This window comes from Agromyces albus (genome assembly GCF_030815405.1).
Taxonomy (GTDB): Bacteria; Actinomycetota; Actinomycetes; order Actinomycetales; family Microbacteriaceae; genus Agromyces; species Agromyces albus_A.
This window is the reverse complement of the sequence record NZ_JAUSWX010000001.1, coordinates 3740315-3761222: the sequence shown is the minus strand read 5'-3', so window position 1 is coordinate 3761222 and position 20908 is coordinate 3740315. Positions and strand designations below refer to the sequence as shown.

The following is a 20908-nucleotide window of genomic DNA, read 5'->3' as shown; positions in this document are numbered from 1 at the left end:
GTGGAACGGTGTCTGCCCGAGAAAGAGACTTCACCGCACCGACGGTCCAGCTCCTGACCCCTGACGGCGAGCTGCGACCGACGCCCGAGGCCGAGGCCTATCTCCCGCTCGTCGAGGCACTCGACGACACCATGCTCGAGCGGTTCTACCGCGACATGGCGATCTCCCGGCGCATCGACATCGCCGGCGCGAACCTGCAACGGCAGGGCCAGCTGGCGCTCTGGGTTCCGAGCCACGGGCAGGAGGCCGCACAGGTCGGCTCGGCGCACGCGGCCCGACCGCAAGACCACCTGTTCCCGTCGTACCGCGAGCACATCGTCGGCATCATCCGCGGGCTCGATCCCGTGAACATCCTGGCGCTGCTCAGGGGGGCGACGCTAGGCGGCTGGAACCCCGCCGAGAACGGCAACTTCCACCTCTACACGCTCGTGCTGGCCTCGCAGACCCTGCACGCGACGGGCTACGCGATGGGCCTGCAGTTCGACGGCGCCACGGCCACCGGCGACCCGGAGACGGATGCCGCCGTGCTCGTCTACTACGGCGACGGCGCCTCTTCGCAAGGCGACGCGAGCGAGGCGCTCGTGTTCGCGGCGAGCTACCAGACACCGCAGGTCTTCTTCATCCAGAACAACCAGTGGGCGATCTCCGTGCCGGTCTCGCGGCAGTCGCGCAGCCCTCTCTCCCTCCGGGGCGGCGGTTTCGGCATGCCGGGCGTGCGCATCGACGGCAACGACGTGCTCGTGAGCTACGCCGTGACCCGCCAGTCCCTCGAGGAGGCGCGCGCGGGCGAGGGCCCGAGCCTCATCGAGGCCGAGACCTACCGCATGGGCGCGCACACCACCGCCGACGACCCCACGAAGTACCGCACCGACGACGAGGTCGAGTACTGGGCCCAGCGAGACCCGATCACGAGGTACCGCACGTGGCTCGAGGGCCGCGGGGCATCCGCTGCCTTCTTCGACGACGTTGATCGTGAGGCGGCCGATGTCGCCGCCGACCTGCGCCGCCGGGCGCTCGACGTGGTCGCACCGACCCGCGAGGTAATCTTCAAGCACGTGTACAGCGAGCCGCATCCGCTCATGACCGAGCAGTCCGAGTGGCTCGAAGCCTACGAGTCGAGCTTCGAGGGCGGGTCGTCGGCATGAACGCACGAACCGAAGAGGAGCTCCGGGTGACGGATGCCACACAGGGGTCCGCCGAGGGTCTCGAGACGCAGTCCGCCGCGAGCGAGACCACGGCGACCGACGCTGCCTCGACCGACACCGCCGCCGCGGCATCCGCTGCGCCTCCGACCGAACGGGGCGTGCCGGGCGTGCAGACGCTCTCGCTCGCGAAGGCGATCACCGCCGGCCTCCGCGAGGCGATGCGCGCCGACGAGAAGGTGCTGCTCATGGGCGAGGACATCGGCCCGCTCGGCGGCGTGTTCCGTGTGACCGAGGGGCTCCAGGCGGAGTTCGGCGACAAGCGAGTGCTCGACACGCCGCTCGCGGAATCGGGCATCGTCGGCACCGCGATCGGCCTCGCAATGCGCGGCTATCGGCCCGTCATCGAGATCCAGTTCGACGGCTTCATCTTCCCCGCCTTCGACCAGATCACCACGCAGCTCGCTCGCGTCACGGTGCGCCACAACGGCACCGCGTCGATGCCCATCGTGATCCGGGTGCCCTACGGCGGACACATCGGATCGATCGAGCACCACCAGGAGAGCCCCGAGGCGTACTTCGCCCATACGCCGGGCCTGCGCGTGGTGAGTCCGTCGAATCCGCACGACGCGTACTGGATGATCCAGGAGGCGATCGCCTCGAACGACCCCGTGCTGTTCTTCGAGCCGAAGAGCCGGTACTGGCCGAAGGGCCCCGTCGACCAAGCGCACGCCGGCCTGCCGCTGCACGCGAGCCGCATCGTGCGCGAGGGCACGGATGTCACGGTCGTCGGCCACGGCGCGATGGTCGCCACCCTGCTGCAGGCTGCCGACATCGCCGCCCAAGAGGGACGGAGCCTCGAGGTCGTCGACCTGCGCTCGCTCTCCCCCATCGACTACGGCCCGCTGCTCGACTCGGTCCATCGCACCGGGCGACTCATCGTCGCCCAAGAGGCCTACGGCAACGTGAGCATCGGCTCCGAGGTCGCCGCCACCGTCGCCGAGCGGGCGTTCTACTCCCTCGAGGCACCCGTGCTGCGGGTCTCGAGCTTCGACACCCCATTCCCTCCGGCCGCGCTCGAGAGCGAGTACCTGCCGAGCCCCGACCGGGTGCTCGAGGCCGTCGACCGCGCACTGGCATATTGACCTGCGGCTCCGGCCGCGACCTGAGAGAGGCGTGAGATGAGCGAGATCCGATTCCCGCTGCCCGACGTCGGTGAAGGACTCACCGAGGCCGAGATCGTGCAATGGCGCGTCGCCCCCGGCGATCGGATCGCGCTCGACCAGGTATTCGTCGAGATCGAGACGGCGAAATCGCTCGTCGAGCTGCCGAGCGCCTTCGAGGGCGTCGTCTCCGAGCTACTCGTCGACGAGGGCAACACCGTCAACGTCGGTACGCCGATCCTGGTGATCCAGACGGATGCCGGGGAGTCGACGGATGTGTCGGCGCCGGCGCCTGCTGCAGCCGCCGCGCCTGCCGCCGCGCCCGCAGCGGCTCCCGCTCCCGCGGTGCCTGCTGCACCGGCGGCCGAGGAGGGCGGCGGCGCCGTGCTCGTCGGACACGGCAGCTCGGGCCCCTCGGCGACTCGCCGGCGGCGTCATCCGTCTCCCGGTGGAGCGCACGAGAACTTCACAGCACCCACTCCCCCGCCGCCCGCGGCGGCTCCCGCGGCGCCGGCGCCGGCTGTGGCTGCAGCCCCGGCCGCACCCGCTCCCGCCGCGGCATCCGCTCCCGGACCGCGACTTCCGGTGATCGCGAAGCCACCGATCCGCAAGCTTGCGAAAGACCTCGGCGTCGACCTCTCGCGGGTCGCCCCCACCGGACCAATCGGCGACATCACGCGCGACGACGTGATTCGCGAGGCAAGCCAGGCCAGCGTCTTCCGCAACATCCAGACTCCCGAATGGCCGGAAGGCCGCGAGGACCGCATTCCGGTGAAGGGCGTTCGCAAGGCGATCGCCAACGCCATGGTGCAGAGTGCATTCCAGGCACCTCATGTGAGTGTGTTCGTCGACGTCGACGCGAGTCGCACGATGGAGTACCTGAAGCGACTGAAGGCCTCCCCCGACTACGCGGGCGTGAAGGTGTCGCCGCTGCTCATCATGGCGAAGGCCATGATCTGGGCGGTGCGCCGCAACCCGACGGTGAACGCGCAGTGGACCGACAGCGAGATCATCGTCAAGCACTACGTCAATCTCGGCATCGCCGCGGCGACCCCCCGCGGTCTGCTCGTCCCGAACGTCAAGGAGGCGCAGGCGATGACGCTCGTGGAGCTCGCCGCCGCGCTCGAACAGCTCACGCTCACGGCTCGCGAGGGCAAGACGCAGCCCGCCGAGATGCAGGGCGGCACGATCACCATCACGAACATCGGCGTCTTCGGCATGGACACCGGCACGCCGATCCTGAACCCGGGCGAGGTCGCGATCGTGGCGCTCGGCACGATCAAGCAGAAGCCGTGGGTCGTCGACGGCGAGGTGCGCCCGCGATTCGTCACGACGATCGGCGCCTCGTTCGACCACCGGGTCGTCGACGGCGACGTCGCGAGCCGCTTCCTCGCCGACGTCGCGTCGATCATCGAGGAGCCGGCGCTGCTGCTCGAGTGATCGGGGTCGGATCGGGGCCGGTGTTCTGCGCGCCTCGTCCTCTCGACCCGGGTCGCCTCTCCCCCGCTGACGTCAGCCGAACTCCACGAAACCGTCGTCGTCGGGAGGACCGAAGAAGCCGAACCCGCCGATGGCACGTTCGTCGCGGTCGAGTCGGATGACATACGGCGCGAAGGGCGTGGGGTCGCCGTGCGACCTGATGAGGCTGAGATACATCCGTGCGACATCGAGCTCGTCGTCGGTCGGATATCCGGGCGCCCACGTGTCGTCGTGCGGGTCGCCGTCGAGGAGGCGTCGTGCGTGTGCCGTCGTGTAGGGCACGAGCTGGAGCCGATCGGTGCGGATCACCCGCAGGTCGGTCCCCGTACCGCTCGACGCATCCGCTGGGAAGGGCTCAGAGACGGATCTCATAGGTGATTGCCGCCTTGGAGCGCCGGGTCTCGACCATGCCGGCGTGCTCGAGCGTTCGGCGGGCCGGCAGGTTGGCGATCTCGGTCTCGGCACGAGCAATGGCTGCGCCAGCCGAGCGGGCGAGGGCGATGGTCGCCTGCACGATATGCAGCGCGAGGCCCTGGCCGCGCACGGCGGGAACGAGGCCGAAGTCGAACTCGACGACGCCGTCGGCGCTCGGCGGGCCGAACAGGTTGACCCCGCCGATGGCGGCGCCGTGTTCGCCGCGCCGCACGAGATAGGGCCCGAATGGCGCGGGATCGCCGCTGTCGCGCACGGTCTGCACGAAGGCGCTGAGGAGCTCGGGCTCGTCGGTGAAGGCGTAGCCGCCCTCCCACCCGTCATGCGGGTCGACCTCGCCCGAGAGCACGCGCATGGCATCGGCGAGGGTGAACGGATGCAACGTCAGCGGGCTTGTCGTCGTATCCACGGGCTTCACTCTCGCACGTCGGTACGACACTTGCCAGACCCTTTCCACAGGATCGGGGGAATGCCGTCAGGTACCTCGCGTTGCATTCTCACGAGATGGAGAGCCGCCTTCATTTTCGTGATTTTGACAACCATTATCAATAAGCGTAGCGTCGGTGACATGAGACGACGCCACGCTGAGTTCCGCCGCCCGCTTGCGCCCATTGCGGGAGTCGCGATGCTGGCAGCCGGGGCGCTCGCGCTCACCGGATGCGCTGCTACGGCGGCATCCGGCGACGGTGCTGACGGCGGTGCCAAGATCGTCGCGACGACCACACAGGTGGGCGACTTCACGCGAGAACTCGTGGGTGATGGCGCCGAGGTCACCCAGTTGCTCTCAGCCGGACAGAGCGCCCACGGCTTCGACCCGTCGGCAGCCCAGCTGCTCGCCCTCACCGAGGCCGACGCGCTCGTCGTGAACGGTGCCGGACTCGAGAGCTGGCTCGACGACGCGGTGCAGGCCTCGGGCTTCGACGGCGAGCTCATCGACGCGAGCTCCGGCATCGAGCTCTTCGGCACCGATGACCACGAGGCGCACGCCGACGAGGGCGCTGAGGAAGAGGCGCACGCCGACGAGGCCGAGGAGCACGGCGAAGAGGAGGAGCACGCCGACGACGAGCACGCCGAGGGCAACCCGCACATCTGGACCGATCCCGAGCTCGCCGAGCACATGGTCGAGAACATCGCCCACGGCCTCGCCGCAGTGCCCGGAATCGACTCCGCAACGGTCGAGGCGAACGAGTCGGCCTACCTCGACAAGCTCACCGCCCTCGACGACTGGATCGAGGAGAACGTCGCCACGGTGCCGGTCGAGCAGCGACTGCTCGTGACGAACCACGACGCGTTCACCTACTTCGTCGCCGCGTACGACCTCACCTTCGTCGGAAGCGTCATCCCCGGATTCGACGACAACGCCGAGCCGAGCGCCGCCGAGATCGACGAGCTCGTCGTCAAGATCCGCGAGACGGGCGTCAAGGCCGTGTTCTCCGAGGCATCGATCTCGCCCGAGGCCGCCGAGACCATCGCGACCGAATCCGGAGTGAAGGTCTACTCCGGCGAGGACGCACTCTATGGGGACTCGCTCGGTGCCGCAGGCACCGATGGCGAGACCTACCTGGGCAGCCAGGAGCACAACGCGCGGCTCATTCTCGAGTCGTGGGGCGTCGAGCCTTCCGCGCTCCCCGCCGTGCTGCAAGGATGACTGGATGACTGACGCCTCCGTGCTCCGCCTCGAAGGCGCCGCCTTCACCTACCCTGGCGGGGCCGGTGTGAGCGAGCTCGACCTCGCGGTCGAGGCGGGCGAAGCGGTGGCACTCATCGGGCCGAACGGCGCCGGCAAGTCGACGCTGCTGAAGGGCATCCTCGGGCTCGTGCCGCTCACTGCGGGCACCGTGCAGGTGGGCGCCGCGGCGGCGTCGGCGAACGCGAGCGCCTCGAACGACCCGACTGCATCAGCCGAGCCCGCGGCTCATGCCCGGAACGGCATGGTCGGGTTCCTCCCCCAGTCGGCCGAGCTCGACCCCGACTTCCCGATCAGCCTCGAGCAAGTGGTCATGCAGGGCCGATACCGCGGGCTCGGGCTGCTGCGGTGGCCCGGTCGGGCCGATCGGCAGGCGGTTCGCGAGGCGATCCAGACCGTCGGCCTCGCCCCGCTCGCGAAGCATCGCTTCGGTGAGCTCTCGGGCGGGCAACGCCAGCGGGGCCTGCTCGCTCGCGCCCTGGCATCCGAGCCTCGACTCCTGCTGCTCGACGAGCCGTTCAACGGCCTCGACCAGGCGAACCGCGATACGCTCATCGATACCATCCGCACACTCAAGCACCGTGGTGTCGCGGTGGTGGTGTCGACGCACGACCTCGAGCTCGCGAGGCTCGTGTGCGACACCGTGGTGCTCGTGAACGGCACCCAGCTGGCGAGCGGACCCGTCGACGAGGTGCTCACGCTCGGCAACGTGCAGGAGTGCTTCGACGGGCTCGGAGTCGAGATGGACGAGCACACGCTCGTGGTGCCCGGCCACGAGGGCCACTGAATGCCGCAGATCGCATACAACGTGGAAGCCTGGGGGAGTGGCGCCCGATGAACCTGGTCGACGCGCTCTTCGGTTCCTTCGCGATCCCGTTCATGGGGCGGGCACTCCTCGTCATGCTCGTGCTCGCGGTGGTCGCCGGCCTCGTCGGAGTCCTCGTGAACCTGCGCGGGCTCGAGTTCATCAGCGATGGGCTCACCCACGCGGTCTTCCCCGGCCTCGCGATCGGGCTCGCCGTCGGCGGCACGACCGGCCTCATGCCGGGCGCCGCGATCGCCGCGCTCGCGGGCGCCCTCGCACTCACCTGGCTCGACCGTGCGGGCATCACCTCCGATGCCGCGATCGCCATCGTGCTCACGGCGACGTTCAGCGTCGGCGTCATCGTGGTCTCACGCAGCTCCGACTATGCGGGCGAGCTCGAGGCACTCCTGTTCGGCCGCGTGCTCACCATCCCGCCGTCGGAGGTCGTGCCGCTCGTCGTGGTGAGCCTCATTGCACTCTCGGCCGTCGCGCTCACGCTCAAGCAGCAGCTCTTCCGCGCATTCGACGCGCGTGGCAGCCGCGCAGCCGGCGACTCCTCGCTCGTGCTCGACCTCGTGCTGAACGCCGCAGTCGCGCTCGTCGTGGTGGCGGCGGCGAGCACGATCGGCACGCTCCTCGTGCTCGCGCTGCTGATCGTCCCGGGCGCCGTGGCCCGCCTCGCCACCGAGCGCATGTGGTGGCTGTTCCCGGCTGCCGCGGCCTTCGCCGCCATCGCTGCGTGGCTCGGCCTCGCGGCAGGATACGCGATCTCGGTGGGCGGCGGCTTCGATCTCCCGGCCGGAAGCACCGTCGTCGGCGTGTTCGTGATCGGCTACGGGATCGCGCTGCTCGTGCGTCTGTTCCTCGATCGGCGTCACGCGCGGGCGGGCCACCGCCGACCGGCGCTCGAAGACGCTCGCGAAGCTCGGCGCGGTGCGGATATGGCCGATGTGCTCAGCACGCCGCTCCTCTCCCCCCGGAAGACCAGCTGATGGGCTACTTCGAGCGAGCGCTGTTCGCGGCCGTGGTGATCGGTGCAGGGGCGGGGTTCGTGGGCGCCCTCGTGGTGCTGCGTCGCCGCACGTTCTTCGCACAGGCACTGACGCACGCGACCTACCCCGGCGCGGTCGCCGCGGCGGCGCTCGGCGTGAGCGTGCCGCTCGGCGCGGCCGTGGCGTCCGTCGTGCTCGTAGCCGTGATGGCGGCCATCGCCCGCGTGCGCCGACAGGGCGCCCAGGTCGCGGCCGGAATCGTGCTGACCGGTGGGTTCGCCGCAGGAGCGCTGTTGCAAGCGGCGATTCCCGGGCTCCCCGTGCGCGCCGAGTCACTGCTCGTCGGATCGATCCTCAACGTGAGCGACGGAGATATTCTGCTAGCGGCATCCGTCGCCGTCGTCGCCGCCGCGCTCGTGGCGGCGTTCGGCAAGGAGATCGCCTTCTCGACCTTCGACCCGGCCGGATTCCGGGCGGCCGGCTTCAGGGAGTGGCCCATCGAGGTGCTCGTGCTCGGGCTCATCGCCGCGTCGGTGGTGAGCTCCCTGCCGGCGGTCGGCGCCATCCTCGCGATCGCCCTGCTCGCCGCCCCGGCCACGGCCGCGAGGCTGCTCGTGCCGAGGTTCCGAGGCATCCTGATCGCCGCTCCGATCATCGGCGCGGCATCCGGCGTGCTCGGAGTGCTCGCCTCCCGCACGTTCGCGATCGCGGCCGGGCCCGCGATCGCCCTCGCCGCGACGGCGTTCTTCCTCCTGGCACTGGGAATCTCCAAGCTGCGCGGGCTACCGTTGAACCGAGTCGCCTCACCTGTCGCGACCGCAGAGGACGCACGAATCGCATGAAGAGAAACACCTGGCAACGCGAAGCCGTACGCGAAGCGCTCGATGACACCGAGGGCTTCATCAGCGCGCAGGCGCTCCACGGGGCGCTGCACCAGACGGGTTCGCCGATCGGCCTCGCCACGGTCTACCGCGCGCTCGGCGACCTTGCCGCCAACGGTGAAGCCGACTCGTTGCAGTCGCCCGACGGCGAGTCGCTCTACCGGGCGTGCAGCACGACCGGCCACCACCACCACCTGATCTGCCGCAACTGCGGACTCACCGTCGAGATCGCTGCCGACGAGGTCGAGGCCTGGGCCAAGATGGTCGCCGCCGACCACGGCTTCACGGCCGCCGCGCACGTCGTCGACGTGTTCGGCCTGTGCGCCAACTGCACGAAGCTGCTGGCCGCGGGGGAGTAGCCACTCCGGTAACCAGCTGGTGTGGTTGCTCCGATGCACCGTTCAGCGGAAGCCCTGATCGCGGCTGATTTCACCGGCGCGCATTTGGGTGGCGCCTGGTTCGTCGCTACGGTTGTCCTCGGTCCACAAGACCCAACCGCCCAGTCCGCGATCTCGAATTCCGGTTTCGGAACACGTGATCGTATGGTTCGGCGGCGTGGCATACGGCCCCGATGGCCGTGTGTGACGAGGCCTGGATTCGCCTGGAGACGATGAACTCGTCCCGCGCTTGAGTCCGGGCTTCCGACGCGTCGTCAACCCGGTCGTCAACCATGAGCTCGCCCCACCGAGCGATGATGGCGCACGTCCTCGTGCGTGTCATCCGGCGTGCCTCCCGGAGCACCGATATGACCGAACCGCCCGCAATCGCGGCACGCAACCTCAGCAAGTTCTTCGGCCGCAAGCCGGCCGAAGCGATCGAGCGCCTGCGCGCCGGCGCCAGTCGCACCGAGCTCGCGCCGCTCGGCACGCCAGCCGTCGTGGACGCCGATTTCACCGTCGAGCGCGGCGAGATCTTCGTCGTCATGGGGCTCTCGGGCTCCGGCAAGTCGACGCTCATCCGCATGCTCAACGGGCTCATCGAGCCGACCGGCGGCACCGTGACCGTGATGGGGGAGGAGCTCACGGGCATCTCACCGAAGCGGCTCCGGCGGCTGCGCCGCAGCCACGTGTCGATGGTGTTCCAGCACTTCGCGCTGCTTCCGCACCGGAGCGTGCTCGAGAACGCCGCCTACGGACTCGAGATCCAGGGCGTCGCCGAGGCAGAGCGGCGCCAACGCGCCGAGCACGTGCTCGATCGCGTCGGCCTCACCGGCTGGGGCGAGCGCATGCCCTCCGAACTCTCGGGCGGAATGCAGCAGCGCGTCGGCCTCGCCCGCGCCCTGGCCTCCGACACCGACATCCTGCTCATGGACGAGGCCTTCTCGGCACTCGATCCGCTCATCCGTCGTGAGATGCAGGAGCAGCTCGTCGAACTCCAGCAGGAGTTCGGCAAGACCATCGTCTTCATCACGCACGACCTCAACGAGGCGATGTTCCTCGGCGATCGCATCGCCGTCATGCGCGACGGTCGAATCGTGCAGCTCGGCACCGCCGACGAGATCCTCACCGATCCCGCCGACGACTACGTCGCCCAGTTCGTGAACGACGTCGACCGTGCGCGAGTGCTCACCGCGGCATCCGTCATGGAGGCGCCTCGCGCGCTCGTCTCGTCGTCGGCCGGGCCGCGCACCGCGCTGCGGACGATGCGGGACCTGCAGACCTCCTCGGTGTTCGTCGTCGGACAGGGACGCCGCCTGCTCGGCGCCGTGCAGGACCGTGATGTGATGCGGCTCGTGAAACGCGGCGACCGCTCGCTCGACTCGGTGATCCGCGACGACGTGGCGTTCGTCGATCGCCAGACCTATCTCTCTGACCTGCTCGAGAGCGCGGTCGAGAGCGTGCTCCCACTGGCGGTCGTCGACGACCAGCATCGGCTCATCGGCGTCGTGCCTCGCGTCACCCTGCTCGCCGCGCTCGGCAACGTGTCGTCCACGACGGGCGAACACGCCGTCATCGAGCCGGCGGCGACCATCGCGGTCGAGACGATCACCGCCACGCTGCACGAGACCGCCCTGCTGGGCGAGTCGGATGTCGCAGAGGAGAAGGCCTTCGCATGAACGACTTCCGTTTCCCCCTCGGCCAAGTGGTCGAAGACGCCATCGACTTCGTCACGGAGGTCTTCGGCGGGCTCTTCGATGTGATCCGCATCGTCTTCCCCGGACTCTACGACGCCGTCGACCTCGCGCTCTCGACGCCCCCGTTCTGGATCGTCATCGTCGCCATCGCCGCGCTCGGCTACTTCGCCCGTGGTTGGGTGCTCGCCGTGGGCAGCGCAGTCGGACTGCTCCTCGTCGTCGGTGTCGACCAGTGGGACAACGCGATGGACACCCTCGCCCTCGTGCTCGTCTCGAGCCTGATCGCGGTGGCCCTGAGCGTGCCGCTCGGCATTCTCGCGGCGCGATCGGAGCTCGCTTCTCGAATCATCCGCCCGATCCTCGACTTCATGCAGACGATGCCGGCCTTCGTCTACCTGATTCCCGCCCTCATCCTGTTCCGGGTCGGCATCGTGCCCGGCATCGTCGCGACGATCGTGTTCGCGATGGCGCCCGGTGTGCGCCTCACCGAGCTCGGCATCCGTGGGGTCGACAAGGAAGTGGTCGAAGCCGGCCACGCCTTCGGGTCGTCACCGTCGCGCATCCTCCGCCAGATCCAACTTCCGCTCGCGATGCCGAGCATCATGGCCGGCGTCAACCAGGTCATCATGCTCTCGCTCTCGATGGTCGTCATCGCCGGCATGGTCGGCGCGGGCGGACTCGGCGGCGAGGTCGTCGCCTCGCTCGGCCGCATCGACATCGCGCTCGGCTTCGAGGCCGGCCTCTCCGTCGTCATCCTCGCGATCATCCTCGACCGGCTCACCGGCGCTCTCGGCTCGCAGCGGCGGAAGCCGAAGCGTCGCGCATCCGGCGACCCCACCACCCGGATCGGCACCCCCGATCCCCGTCGCGCGGAACCGCGCGACTCCGCATCGGCCGTGCCACAGCACGCGGGAGGAAAGGAACACCTATGAGAACACGTCGACTGACCAGTCTCATCGCCCTCGGAGCAGCAGGAGCGCTCGCGTTCACGGGCTGCGCGAGCGGTACCGGCGCAGCGAGCGGCGACCTCCTCGAGAACGGCGATCGCAGCGAGCTCACGATCGCCGTGTTCAACGGATGGGACGAGGGCATCGCCGCGAGCGAGCTCTGGAAGGCCATCCTCACCGAGCGCGGCTACGACGTCACCCTCGAGTACGCTGACCCCGCGCCCGTCTACTCGGGCCTCAGCACCGACGACTACGACGTGACTCTCGACACGTGGCTGCCGATCACCCACCAGGACTACATCGACCAGTTCGGCGACGACCTCGTCGACCTCGGCGCCTGGAACGAGGACGCCAAGCTCACCATCGCGGTGAACGAGGACGCCCCGATCGACTCGCTCGAGGAGCTCGCGGCGAACGCCGAGAAGTTCGACGGCCGGCTCATCGGCATCGAGCCGGGTTCGGGCCTCAACCGGGTCACGACCGACGACGTCATCCCGACCTATGGCCTCGACGACCTGGAGTACATCACGTCGTCGACTCCGGCCATGCTCGCCGAGCTGACGGCGGCGACGGAGGCCGGCGAGAACGTCGCGGTCACGCTGTGGCGCCCGCACTGGGCGTACGACGCGTTCGCGCTCAAGGACCTCGAGGACCCGGAGGGCACGCTGGGTGACGCCGAGGGCATCCACTCGTTCGGCGGCAAGAGCTTCGAGGCGAACTTCCCGACGCTCTCGGAGTGGCTGACCGGCTTCACGATGGACTCCGAGCTGCTCTACTCGCTCGAGAACGCCATGTTCAACCAGGCAGAGACGGATGACTACGGTCCCGCCGTCGAGAAGTGGATCTCCGAGAACCAGGAGTACGTCGACTCGTTGACGTTGTAACGCAGATCAACGGCGGGTGAGCGGATGCCGCGGCATCCGCTCACCCGCCGTTGTCATCCCTGGGCATGCACCCCCGGGCCCCTCGCTCGTGAGATACGCCTTGACCACCGCCAGCTTTTATGCATAAAATTCTTCCCGGTATCGACTCAGGAACACCGAGGGGAGGCGGCCGAATGAGCGGCGAATCGACCCGCGGGCGGCGCAAGGCGAGCATGTCCGACGTCGCCGAGCTCGCGGGCGTCTCGACGATGACGGTCTCGAACGTCATCAACCGGCCGGAGGTCGTCTCCGAGGCGACCCGCGAGAAGGTCCACGCCGCGATGCGCGACCTTCGCTACCGCAACAACCTGGTCGCCCGCAGCCTCAGGCTCGCGCAGCCGCGGCAGATCGCCTACGTGCTCCCCGCCCAGGACGCCGGGGGCAACCAGTACATGGACACGTTCCTCCACGACCTCGCCGCCGCCTGCCAAGCGGTCGAGCGGAACCTCACCCTCGTCACCGAGCGCGATGCCGAGGCGCTCATGACGGCGTGCGAAGACCTCTACTTCGGACAGTCGGTGGCGGGCTTCGTCATCTCCAACGTGTGGTCGACCGACCCGCGCCCAGTCGGTCTGCGCGAGCGCGGCATTCCGTTCGCGGCCTACGGCAGGACCGCCGAGGCCTTCGCGACCCCGTGGAGCTGGGTCGAAGGCGACGCCGCACTCGGTATCGCGCTCGCCGTCGAGCATGTCGCCGAACGCGGGCACCGCGAGCTGGCGTTCGTGGGCGCCGACCCCGGCAACGTCACCATGGCCCTGCGCGAGACCGGCTACCGCGAGGCCTGCGTGCGACTGGGGCTCACCGGATCGCTCGACGACACCCGGATCGTCCCATGCGCCGGCGACCTCGCCTCCGGCGTGCGCGCCGCCGCCGACCTCCTCGACGCCCCCTCGCGGCCGACTGCGATCATCTGCGTCTCGGACCCCCTCGCGGCGGGCGCCCTCATCACGCTGCAGCGCCGCGGTCTCGCTCCGGGCCGGGATGTGGCCGTCACCGGCTACGACGACACGACCCTGACATCTTTCGGCACGGTCGGCATCACCTCGGTCCGCCAGCAGTCGGCGGCCATCGCTTCGGCACTGGTGCGCCTCGTCATCGAACGGCCCGACGAACCCGAGCACCTCCTGCTGCCGCCCACGCTCGTCATCCGCTCCAGCACCGACGCGACGGCGTGACCGTTCTTCATGCCGCCAAAGGATTTTTCAGCTCACAACGCACCAACAAAGAGGAGAAGGTCCATATGGCCAACCAACCGATCCGAGTCGTCGTATGGGGCGAGAACCGGCACGAGCAGGTCGAGCCGTCCGTGGCCGAGCGCTACCCCGACGGCATGCACGGCGCCATCGCCGACGGCGTCCGTGAATGGCTCGGCGACACGGCGAGCATCACCACCCACACCCTCGACGAGCCCGAGCACGGGCTGACCTCCGACGTGCTGGACGAGACCGACGTCCTCGTCTGGTGGGGCCACGCGGCCCACGGCGACGTCGCCGACGAGATCGTCGAGCGCGTCCACCGGCACGTCCTCGCCGGCATGGGCCTCGTCGTCCTCCACTCCGGGCACTGGTCCAAGATCTTCATGAAGCTCATGGGCACCACCTGCACGCTGCGCTGGCGCAGCGAGCACGACCGCGAACTGGTGTGGACGGTGAACCCGCAGCACCCGATCGCGCGCGGCATCCCGAACCCGATCGTCATCCCCGAGCAGGAGATGTACGGCGAGTACTTCGACGTGCCCACCCCCGACGAGCTCATCTTCATCAGCGGCTTCACCGGCGGCGAGGTCTTCCGCAGCGGCATGACCTACCGTCGCGGTTTCGGCCGCATCTTCTACTTCAGTCCCGGCGACCAGGACTTCCCGGTCTACCACCACCCCGACGTGAACCACGTGATCGCCAACGGCATCGAATGGGCCCGGCCCGACCGCGAGCGCGAGACGCCGACCCTGCTGCGCTACGAGACCGACGACTTCTTCAACGGTCAGGGCTACCGCGGAGCGTTCGCGCGATGAGCTTCCGAACCATCGAATCCGAAGGGCCCCTTCGCCTCATCGTGGTCGGCGCGGGCGGCATGGGACGGGCCTGGGCCCAGACCATCAAGGCCAATCCAGACGCCGAACTCGTCGGCATGGCCGACCTCTACGTCGAAGCGGCCGAATCCGCCGCCGCCGACACCGGCATCCCCGGCCTCGCGGTGGGCACCGATGCGGTTGAACTCGCGCGGCGCGTCGGCGCGGACGCCATCGTGAACGCCACCATCCCAGAAGCGCACCACCCGGTCACGATCGCGGCCCTGCACGCGGGCTTCCCCGTGATCGGGGAGAAGCCGGTCGCCGCCACCGTGGCAGAAGGCCTCTCGCTCGCCGCGACGGCCGAGCACACCGGGCAGTTGTTCATGGTCAGCCAGTCCCGCCGCTACCACCCGGCGCTCCACCAGGCCAAGCGTCAGCTCGCCGGGCTCGGCGCCGTCGGGATCGTCGCGGTCGACTCCTTCCGGTCCCCCCGCTTCGGCGGCTTCCGCGAAGAGATGGCCAGCCCGCTCCTGCTCGACATGGCCATCCACCAGTTCGACATGGCCCGGTTCCTGCTCGACGCGGACCCCGTTTCCGTCTCCTGCGAGGAGTACAACCCGGGCTGGAGTTGGTACGCGGGCGACGCGGCCGCGAACGCGGTCTTCGCTATGGAGGGCGGCCGCCCGGTTCACCTACAACGGCTCTTGGTGCAGCCCCGGCCACGAGACCTCCTGGAACGGTTCTTGGCGGATCTCGGCCGAACGCGGCTCCGTCCTCTGGGACGGCGAGAATGACCCGATCACCGACCCGTACGAGGAGGCCGAGCCCGGCGACGACCCCGGCAGGGACATCGCGGGATCACTCCGCGAGTTCATCGCCGCCGTCCGGCACGGCCGAGAACCGATGGGGCGCGTGCACGCCAACATCATGAGCCTCGCCATGGTCGAGGCCGCGACGCAGAGCGCGTCCCAGGGGCGGCGGGTCGCGATCGACGACGTGCTCGACCGCTCCTACGGCGTCGCCCTCGCAACCGAGCAGGACGCCGAAGCGCTCGCCGTCCTGAAATCGTGGCCGTCCGTTCGCGAGGCCCTGAGCCCGAAAGGGGAGCGACCGTGAGCGAAACCCTCAACGTCGGCATGATCGGCTACGCCTTCATGGGCGCGGCCCACTCGCACGCGTGGCGGACCGCGCCGCGCTTCTTCGACCTGCCGCTCGCGCCCCGCATGACCGCGCTGGCCGGACGCGACCCCGAGCGGGTCGCCGCGGCCGCGACGAAACTCGGCTGGGATTCGAGCGAGACCGACTGGCGCCGCCTCATCGAACGTGACGACATCGACCTCATCGACATCTGCGTCCCAGGGAACCTGCACGCCGAGATCGCCATCGCCGCGCTCGAAGCGGGCAAGCACGTGCTGTGCGAGAAGCCCCTCGCGAACTCGGTGGAAGAGGCCGAGCGGATGACGGCCGCCGCCGAGGCTGCGAAGGCGCGCGGCGCTTTCGCCATGTGCGGCTTCAGCTATCGCCGCACGCCGGCGCTCTCGCTCGCGAAGCGTCTCGTCGAATCGGGCGCGCTCGGGCCGATCCGCCACGTGCGCGCGCAGTACCTCCAGGACTGGCTCACCGACGAGAACGCGCCGCTGACGTGGCGTCTCGACAAGTCGAAGTCCGGTTCCGGTTCCCTCGGCGACATCGGCGCGCACATCATCGACGCCGCGCAGTGGGTGGCAGGGTCGAACGTCACCGGGGTCTCGGCGATGCTCGAGACCTTCGTCAAGGAGCGTCCGGTCGGCGGCGACTTCGTGGGACTCGGCGGCCACGGCGGCACGGACGGGCCCAAGGGCGCGGTCACTGTCGACGACGCCGCGATGTTCACCGCCCGCTTCGACGACGGCGCGGTCGGCGTCTTCGAGGCGACCCGGTTCGCGCTCGGGCGCAAGAACGCGATGCGCGTGGAGCTCAACGGCACCAAGGCCTCTCTCGCGTTCGACTTCGAGGACATGAACTCGCTGTGGTTCTACGACTCGGCCGATGAACCGAACGCGGGCTTCCGCCGCATCCAGGTCACCGAGCCCGAGCACCCGTACACGGGCAACTGGTGGCCGGTGGGGCACGGGCTCGGCTACGAGCACGCCTTCACGCACCAGGTCGTGGACCTCGTCGGGGCCATCGCGAATGGCGAGCAGCCGACTCCGTCGTTCGCGGACGCGCTCCGCGTGCAGCGGGTCCTGGCCGCGGTCGAGGCGAGCGCCGCAGACGAGAGCCGCTGGACGGCGGTCTGATCCGCACGGGAGTGCGTCGATTCGTTGACGTTGTAGGGGTCGTTTCGGCCGCACCGCCCGAACCTGATAAGATCGACCTTTGGCTGGGCACTTCCACTGCCCAGACCGCGACAATCCCTATCGAACTTCGCGAGCGATCGCGGGCATTCGTGGGGATTCGTCAGCAGACAAGAGACCTTGGGAGGGGCATCCGCCCCTCGGTATTGGAGGAAACCACTATGGCCGCAGTGTGCCAGGTGACCGGAGCCGTTCCCGGCTTCGGACACAACATCTCGCACTCGCACCGCCGGACGAAGCGCCGCTTCGACCCGAACGTGCAGAAGAAGACCTATTACGTGCCGTCGCTTCGACGTAACGTCACCCTCAAGGTGTCCGCCAAGGGCATCAAGGTGATCGACGCTCGTGGCATCGAGTCCGTCGTGAAAGACATCCTGGCCCGCGGGGAGAAGATCTGATGGCAAAGCAGCAGGACATCCGCCCCATCATCAAGCTCCGCTCCACGGCCGGCACCGGGTACACCTACGTGACCCGCAAGAACCGCCGCAACAACCCCGACCGTCTCGTGCTCAAGAAGTACGACCCCGTAGTGCGCAAGCACGTCGACTTCCGAGAGGAGCGCTAAGACATGGCCAAGAAGAGCAAGATCGCGCGCAACAACCAGCGCCAGGTGATCGTCGACCGTTACGCGGCCAAGCGCCTCGAGCTGAAGAAGGCGCTCGTCGACGAGAACGGCACCGACGAGTCCCGCGAAGCGGCCCGCAAGGGTCTGCAGAAGCTTCCCCGCGACGCGTCGCCGGTTCGCCTGCGCTCGCGTGACGCCATCGACGGCCGCCCCCGTGGCATGCTCACGAAGTTCGGCGTCTCGCGCGTCCGCTTCCGTGACATGGCGCACCGCGGCGAGCTGCCCGGCATCACCAAGTCGAGCTGGTAACCCACAGCCTTGCCGAGAGGGGCGTCCCGCAAGGGGCGCCCCTTTCGTCGTCCCTGTGGACCGCGGATGCCTCGGTGCGGGCGCCCGGCATCTGCGACACGCCGGAGCCAGTCTGCGAGATGCATCCGGAAATCCGCGGGATTCCGCGGATCTCTGCTACATTCAAGGCGGCCCGATCGGCCACGGGGGCGGTTGAACGATCGTTCCCGAGAACTCACTATTGCTGTACCGAACAGCGAAGGTCCGAGGAGGACATTCAATGGCTGACAAGTCGCTCAACAAGACCGAGCTCGTCGCGAAGGTCGCTGCATCGACCGGGCAGAGCCAGGCCACCGTCGACGCCGTGCTCGGCGGCCTCTTCGAGGCGCTCGCCGAGTCCGTGGGCAACGACACCAAGGTCTCGATCCCGGGTTGGCTCGCCGTCGAGCGCACCTCGCGTGCCGCTCGCACCGGCCGCAACCCGCAGACGGGTGCCACGATCGAGATCCCGGCCGGACACTCGGTCAAGATCTCGGCGGGCTCGAAGCTCAAGGCTGCTGCCAAGTAGCATCTGAGACTCCCGAAGGGGCGCCGGCGCAAGCCGAGCGTCCCTTCGTCGTCGCCGGGGCCGCTCACGGCAGCGCCGTCTAGGCTGGTTCGGTGCCCCGCTCCGTACGCGTGCTCGGCCCTGCCGTGCTCCTCGCCGTCGCGCTTCTCGCGACGTTCGCCGGCCTCGCCTACGGCGGGGGAGCGGAGCCGTACCTCATCCAAGACCCCGGCCCGATCGCGCGGTTCGGGGTGCCGGTCGCGAAGCTGCTCGTGAACCTCGGTGCCGCGGGAATGCTCGGCGCGCTCGTGCTCGCGGTGTGGGCGCTCACCCCCGAGCGCCGCGAGTTCGATCTCGCGCTCGACGTGGCCGCGGCATCCGCAGCCCTGCTCACCGTCGCGAGCGCAGCGACCGGGTTCTTCACGTTCCTGGTCGTGACCGCGGTACCCTTCGACCTGAGCGAGTCGTTCGGGCAGAAGGTCGGCCAGTTCGCGACGACCATTCCGCTCGGCCAGGCGTGGCTCACGACGACACTCATCGCGGCGGCCGTGACGGTGCTGTGCTTCGCGGTACGCAACCAGACGGCGCTCGTCTTCGTCACCGTGGTGGCCGTCGCGGCCCTCGTCCCGCTCGCCCAGCAGGGGCACGCCGCCGGGGCAGCCGGACACTCCGAGGCCATCACTGCACTCGGGCTGCACCTCGTGTTCGCGGGCGTGTGGGTGGGCGGGCTCGTCACGATCGTGCTGTTGCGCCGCGAGCTCGGCATCGACCGGCTGCCGGTGGTGCTCACGCGCTACTCGACGGTCGCCCTCATCTGCTTCATCGTCGTGGCGCTCTCGGGGTATGCGAGTGCCGCGCTGCGCATCGGCACGTGGGACGAGCTCGGCACCCCCTACGGCTCGCTCGTGCTCGTGAAGGTCACGGCGCTCATCGCGCTCGGCCTGTTCGGCGCGGCGCAGCGGCGGTTCCTGATCGGGCGGATCGTGGGGGCAGGGGAGGGGCGGCAGCCGGCGTTCTGGGTGCTCGTCGTCGCCGAACTCGCCTTCATGGGGCTCGCGTCGGGCGTCGCAGCGGCCCTCGCCCGCACGCCGACCCCCGTGCCCGAGCAGACGGGTTCGCTCGCCCGCACGCCCGCCGAGATCCTCACGGGCGAGCCGCTGCCGCCGTGGCCCGTTTGGTACCGGTTCTTCACCGAATGGAGCCCCGACCTCATCTGGCTGCTCGCGAGCGGCTTCGGCATCTTCTTCTACCTCGTCGCCGTGCGCCGGCTCCGCAAGCGCGGCGACCACTGGCCGGTCTACCGCACGGTGCTCTGGGTCGCGGGCCTGCTGCTGCTCGCCTACATCACGAGCGGCGGCGTGAACGTGTACGAGCAGTACCTCTTCTCCGCGCACATGGGAGCGCACATGGTGCTCACCATGGCGGTGCCCGTGCTGCTCGTGCCGGGCGCGCCGATCACCCTCGCAGCACGCGCCATCCGTCCCAGGAAAGACGGCAGTCGCGGCGGCCGCGAGTGGATCATGCTCGCCGTGCACTCCAGGTTCGCGGGCGTCATCGCGAATCCGATCGTCGCGGCGCTGCTCTTCGCCGGCTCGCTGTGGGTGTTCTACTACTCGCCGCTCTTCCGCTGGACGATGCTCGACCACATCGGCCACGAGTGGATGATCGTGCACTTCCTCATCACCGGCTACCTCTTCGTGCAATCGCTCATCGGCATCGATCCCGTGCCCTACCGGCTGCCGCACGCGTTCCGGCTCGTGCTGCTGCTCGGCACCATGGCGTTCCACGCCTTCTTCGGCCTCGCCATCATGTCGGGCACCGGGCTGCTGCTCGCCGACTGGTACGGCGCGATGGGCTGGGGTACCGACGCGCTCGTCGATCAGCAGCTCGGCGGCGGCATCGCGTGGTCGATCGGCGAGATCCCCACGGTGGCACTCGCGATCACCGTCGCGATGCAGTGGGCCCGAAGCGACGAGAAGGAGTCGCGACGCCGAGACCGCCACGCCGACCGCACGGGCGACGCCGAACTCGAGGCGTACAACGCGCGGCTCGCGGCGATCGCCGAGCACGATGAGAGCAGATCATGAACCGGCCGGCGGATGCCGCAGCCGGCGCGAAGTCCGCGCCCGCGCGGATCGTCGTGATGGGCGTGGCCGGCTCGGGCAAGTCGACCGTGGGCGAGGCCCTCGCTGCACGCCTGGGAGCGGATTTCACCGACAGCGACCAGCTGCATCCGCCCGCGAACATCCAGAAGATGTCGAACGGCATCCCGCTCGACGACGACGACCGCCGGCCCTGGCTCGACCTCGTGGGGGCGACCCTCGCTGCGGCATCGGGAACCGGCAAGGTCGTGGCCTGCTCAGCATTGCGCCGGCGCTACCGCGACCGGATCCGGCTCGCCGCGCCCGACACGGTCTTCGTGCACCTGCACGGCGACCGGGCACTGCTCGCAGCGCGGCTCGGAGCCCGGCAGGGGCACTTCATGCCCGCGTCGCTGCTCGACTCGCAACTCCGTTCGCTCGAGCCGCTCGACGACGACGAGGCAGGCGTGGTCGTCGAGCTCGGAGTCCCGATCGATGAGGTCGTCGACGCCGCGCTCGCAGGGCTCAGTGGGTTGCGCCGCTGACGGTACCTGC

At 69.3% G+C, this 20908-nt stretch carries 24 protein-coding genes; 22 read left to right on the top strand and 2 right to left on the bottom strand.

Features of this window, described 5'->3' with window-relative positions:
* Positions 1–8 precede the first annotated feature (8 nt).
* From QFZ29_RS17810 to QFZ29_RS17800, 3 genes are all read left to right on the top strand, one after another.
* Entirely contained in the window at positions 9–1145 is a 1137-nt protein-coding gene (locus QFZ29_RS17810; protein WP_306895605.1) for a thiamine pyrophosphate-dependent dehydrogenase E1 component subunit alpha, read from the top strand.
* A 158-nt stretch (positions 1146–1303) separates the two neighbouring features.
* Positions 1304–2287: an alpha-ketoacid dehydrogenase subunit beta gene (locus QFZ29_RS17805; RefSeq protein WP_306896798.1), complete on the top strand. Its 984-nt coding sequence runs from the start codon at positions 1304–1306 to the stop codon at positions 2285–2287.
* A 36-nt stretch (positions 2288–2323) separates the two neighbouring features.
* Positions 2324–3745 carry a dihydrolipoamide acetyltransferase family protein gene (locus QFZ29_RS17800; RefSeq protein ID WP_306895604.1) on the top strand — a complete coding sequence of 474 codons (1422 nt, stop codon included), beginning with the start codon at positions 2324–2326 and terminating at the stop codon, positions 3743–3745.
* 72 nt (positions 3746–3817) lie between these two features.
* Here the strand turns inward: QFZ29_RS17800 and QFZ29_RS17795 are convergent, their stop codons facing one another.
* Both QFZ29_RS17795 and QFZ29_RS17790 read right to left on the bottom strand, forming a co-directional pair.
* The gene (locus QFZ29_RS17795; RefSeq protein WP_306895602.1) at positions 3818–4156 is read right to left on the bottom strand and encodes a GNAT family N-acetyltransferase; all 339 of its coding nucleotides are present in this window, start codon (positions 4154–4156) and stop codon (positions 3818–3820) included.
* Positions 4140–4625 carry a GNAT family N-acetyltransferase gene (locus QFZ29_RS17790; RefSeq protein WP_306895600.1) on the bottom strand — a complete coding sequence of 162 codons (486 nt, stop codon included), beginning with the start codon at positions 4623–4625 and terminating at the stop codon, positions 4140–4142. The genes QFZ29_RS17795 and QFZ29_RS17790 overlap by 17 nt, the downstream gene beginning before the upstream one ends.
* A gap of 159 nt (positions 4626–4784) precedes the next feature.
* On the opposite strand from QFZ29_RS17790, the gene QFZ29_RS17785 reads away from it, so the two are divergent.
* The 19 genes from QFZ29_RS17785 (at position 4785) to QFZ29_RS17695 (ending at position 20898) form a co-directional block, all read left to right on the top strand.
* On the top strand, positions 4785–5864 hold the full coding sequence (locus QFZ29_RS17785) for a metal ABC transporter substrate-binding protein (RefSeq protein ID WP_306895598.1): 1080 nt from the start codon (positions 4785–4787) through the stop codon (positions 5862–5864).
* Between the two features lie 4 nt (positions 5865–5868).
* Complete coding sequence (locus tag QFZ29_RS17780) at positions 5869–6690, top strand: metal ABC transporter ATP-binding protein (RefSeq protein ID WP_306895596.1); 822 nt, start codon at positions 5869–5871, stop codon at positions 6688–6690.
* 47 nt (positions 6691–6737) lie between these two features.
* Positions 6738–7700, top strand: a complete 963-nt coding sequence (locus QFZ29_RS17775; protein ID WP_306895594.1) for a metal ABC transporter permease — start codon at positions 6738–6740, stop codon at positions 7698–7700.
* Positions 7700–8542 (top strand): metal ABC transporter permease, encoded by an 843-nt coding sequence (locus tag QFZ29_RS17770; protein WP_306895593.1) that lies wholly within the window; start codon positions 7700–7702, stop codon positions 8540–8542. Before QFZ29_RS17775 ends, QFZ29_RS17770 begins: the two co-directional genes overlap by 1 nt.
* The gene (locus QFZ29_RS17765; protein WP_306895592.1) at positions 8539–8940 is read left to right on the top strand and encodes a Fur family transcriptional regulator; all 402 of its coding nucleotides are present in this window, start codon (positions 8539–8541) and stop codon (positions 8938–8940) included. Before QFZ29_RS17770 ends, QFZ29_RS17765 begins: the two co-directional genes overlap by 4 nt.
* 386 nt (positions 8941–9326) lie before the next feature.
* Complete coding sequence (locus QFZ29_RS17760) at positions 9327–10637, top strand: quaternary amine ABC transporter ATP-binding protein (protein WP_306895591.1); 1311 nt, start codon at positions 9327–9329, stop codon at positions 10635–10637.
* Positions 10634–11587 carry an ABC transporter permease gene (locus QFZ29_RS17755; protein WP_306895589.1) on the top strand — a complete coding sequence of 318 codons (954 nt, stop codon included), beginning with the start codon at positions 10634–10636 and terminating at the stop codon, positions 11585–11587. The genes QFZ29_RS17760 and QFZ29_RS17755 overlap by 4 nt, the downstream gene beginning before the upstream one ends.
* Positions 11584–12486 carry a glycine betaine ABC transporter substrate-binding protein gene (locus tag QFZ29_RS17750; RefSeq protein ID WP_306895588.1) on the top strand — a complete coding sequence of 301 codons (903 nt, stop codon included), beginning with the start codon at positions 11584–11586 and terminating at the stop codon, positions 12484–12486. The genes QFZ29_RS17755 and QFZ29_RS17750 overlap by 4 nt, the downstream gene beginning before the upstream one ends.
* Positions 12487–12659: 173 nt before the next feature.
* The gene (locus tag QFZ29_RS17745; RefSeq protein WP_306895587.1) at positions 12660–13700 is read left to right on the top strand and encodes a LacI family DNA-binding transcriptional regulator; all 1041 of its coding nucleotides are present in this window, start codon (positions 12660–12662) and stop codon (positions 13698–13700) included.
* A 65-nt stretch (positions 13701–13765) separates the two neighbouring features.
* Positions 13766–14536: a ThuA domain-containing protein gene (locus QFZ29_RS17740; RefSeq protein ID WP_306895586.1), complete on the top strand. Its 771-nt coding sequence runs from the start codon at positions 13766–13768 to the stop codon at positions 14534–14536.
* A gap of 41 nt (positions 14537–14577) precedes the next feature.
* Positions 14578–15330, top strand: coding sequence for a Gfo/Idh/MocA family protein (locus QFZ29_RS17735; protein ID WP_306895584.1), 753 nt, complete (start codon positions 14578–14580; stop codon positions 15328–15330).
* Between the two features lie 133 nt (positions 15331–15463).
* The gene (locus QFZ29_RS17730) at positions 15464–15652 is read left to right on the top strand and encodes a hypothetical protein (RefSeq protein ID WP_306895582.1); all 189 of its coding nucleotides are present in this window, start codon (positions 15464–15466) and stop codon (positions 15650–15652) included.
* Positions 15653–15672: 20 nt separating this feature from the next.
* The gene (locus QFZ29_RS17725) at positions 15673–16815 is read left to right on the top strand and encodes a Gfo/Idh/MocA family protein (RefSeq protein ID WP_306896796.1); all 1143 of its coding nucleotides are present in this window, start codon (positions 15673–15675) and stop codon (positions 16813–16815) included.
* A 218-nt stretch (positions 16816–17033) separates the two neighbouring features.
* Entirely contained in the window at positions 17034–17270 is a 237-nt protein-coding gene (rpmB, locus tag QFZ29_RS17720) for a 50S ribosomal protein L28 (RefSeq protein ID WP_129520113.1), read from the top strand.
* Positions 17270–17437 carry a 50S ribosomal protein L33 gene (gene rpmG, locus QFZ29_RS17715; protein ID WP_021760158.1) on the top strand — a complete coding sequence of 56 codons (168 nt, stop codon included), beginning with the start codon at positions 17270–17272 and terminating at the stop codon, positions 17435–17437. Before rpmB ends, rpmG begins: the two co-directional genes overlap by 1 nt.
* 3 nt (positions 17438–17440) lie before the next feature.
* Positions 17441–17746 carry a 30S ribosomal protein S14 gene (gene rpsN, locus QFZ29_RS17710; RefSeq protein ID WP_129520114.1) on the top strand — a complete coding sequence of 102 codons (306 nt, stop codon included), beginning with the start codon at positions 17441–17443 and terminating at the stop codon, positions 17744–17746.
* A 259-nt stretch (positions 17747–18005) separates the two neighbouring features.
* Positions 18006–18293, top strand: a complete 288-nt coding sequence (locus QFZ29_RS17705) for an HU family DNA-binding protein (RefSeq protein WP_129520115.1) — start codon at positions 18006–18008, stop codon at positions 18291–18293.
* A 92-nt stretch (positions 18294–18385) separates the two neighbouring features.
* Positions 18386–20359: a bifunctional copper resistance protein CopD/cytochrome c oxidase assembly protein gene (locus tag QFZ29_RS17700; protein ID WP_306895553.1), complete on the top strand. Its 1974-nt coding sequence runs from the start codon at positions 18386–18388 to the stop codon at positions 20357–20359.
* The gene (locus QFZ29_RS17695; protein WP_306895551.1) at positions 20356–20898 is read left to right on the top strand and encodes a gluconokinase; all 543 of its coding nucleotides are present in this window, start codon (positions 20356–20358) and stop codon (positions 20896–20898) included. Before QFZ29_RS17700 ends, QFZ29_RS17695 begins: the two co-directional genes overlap by 4 nt.
* Positions 20899–20908: the final 10 nt, after the last annotated feature.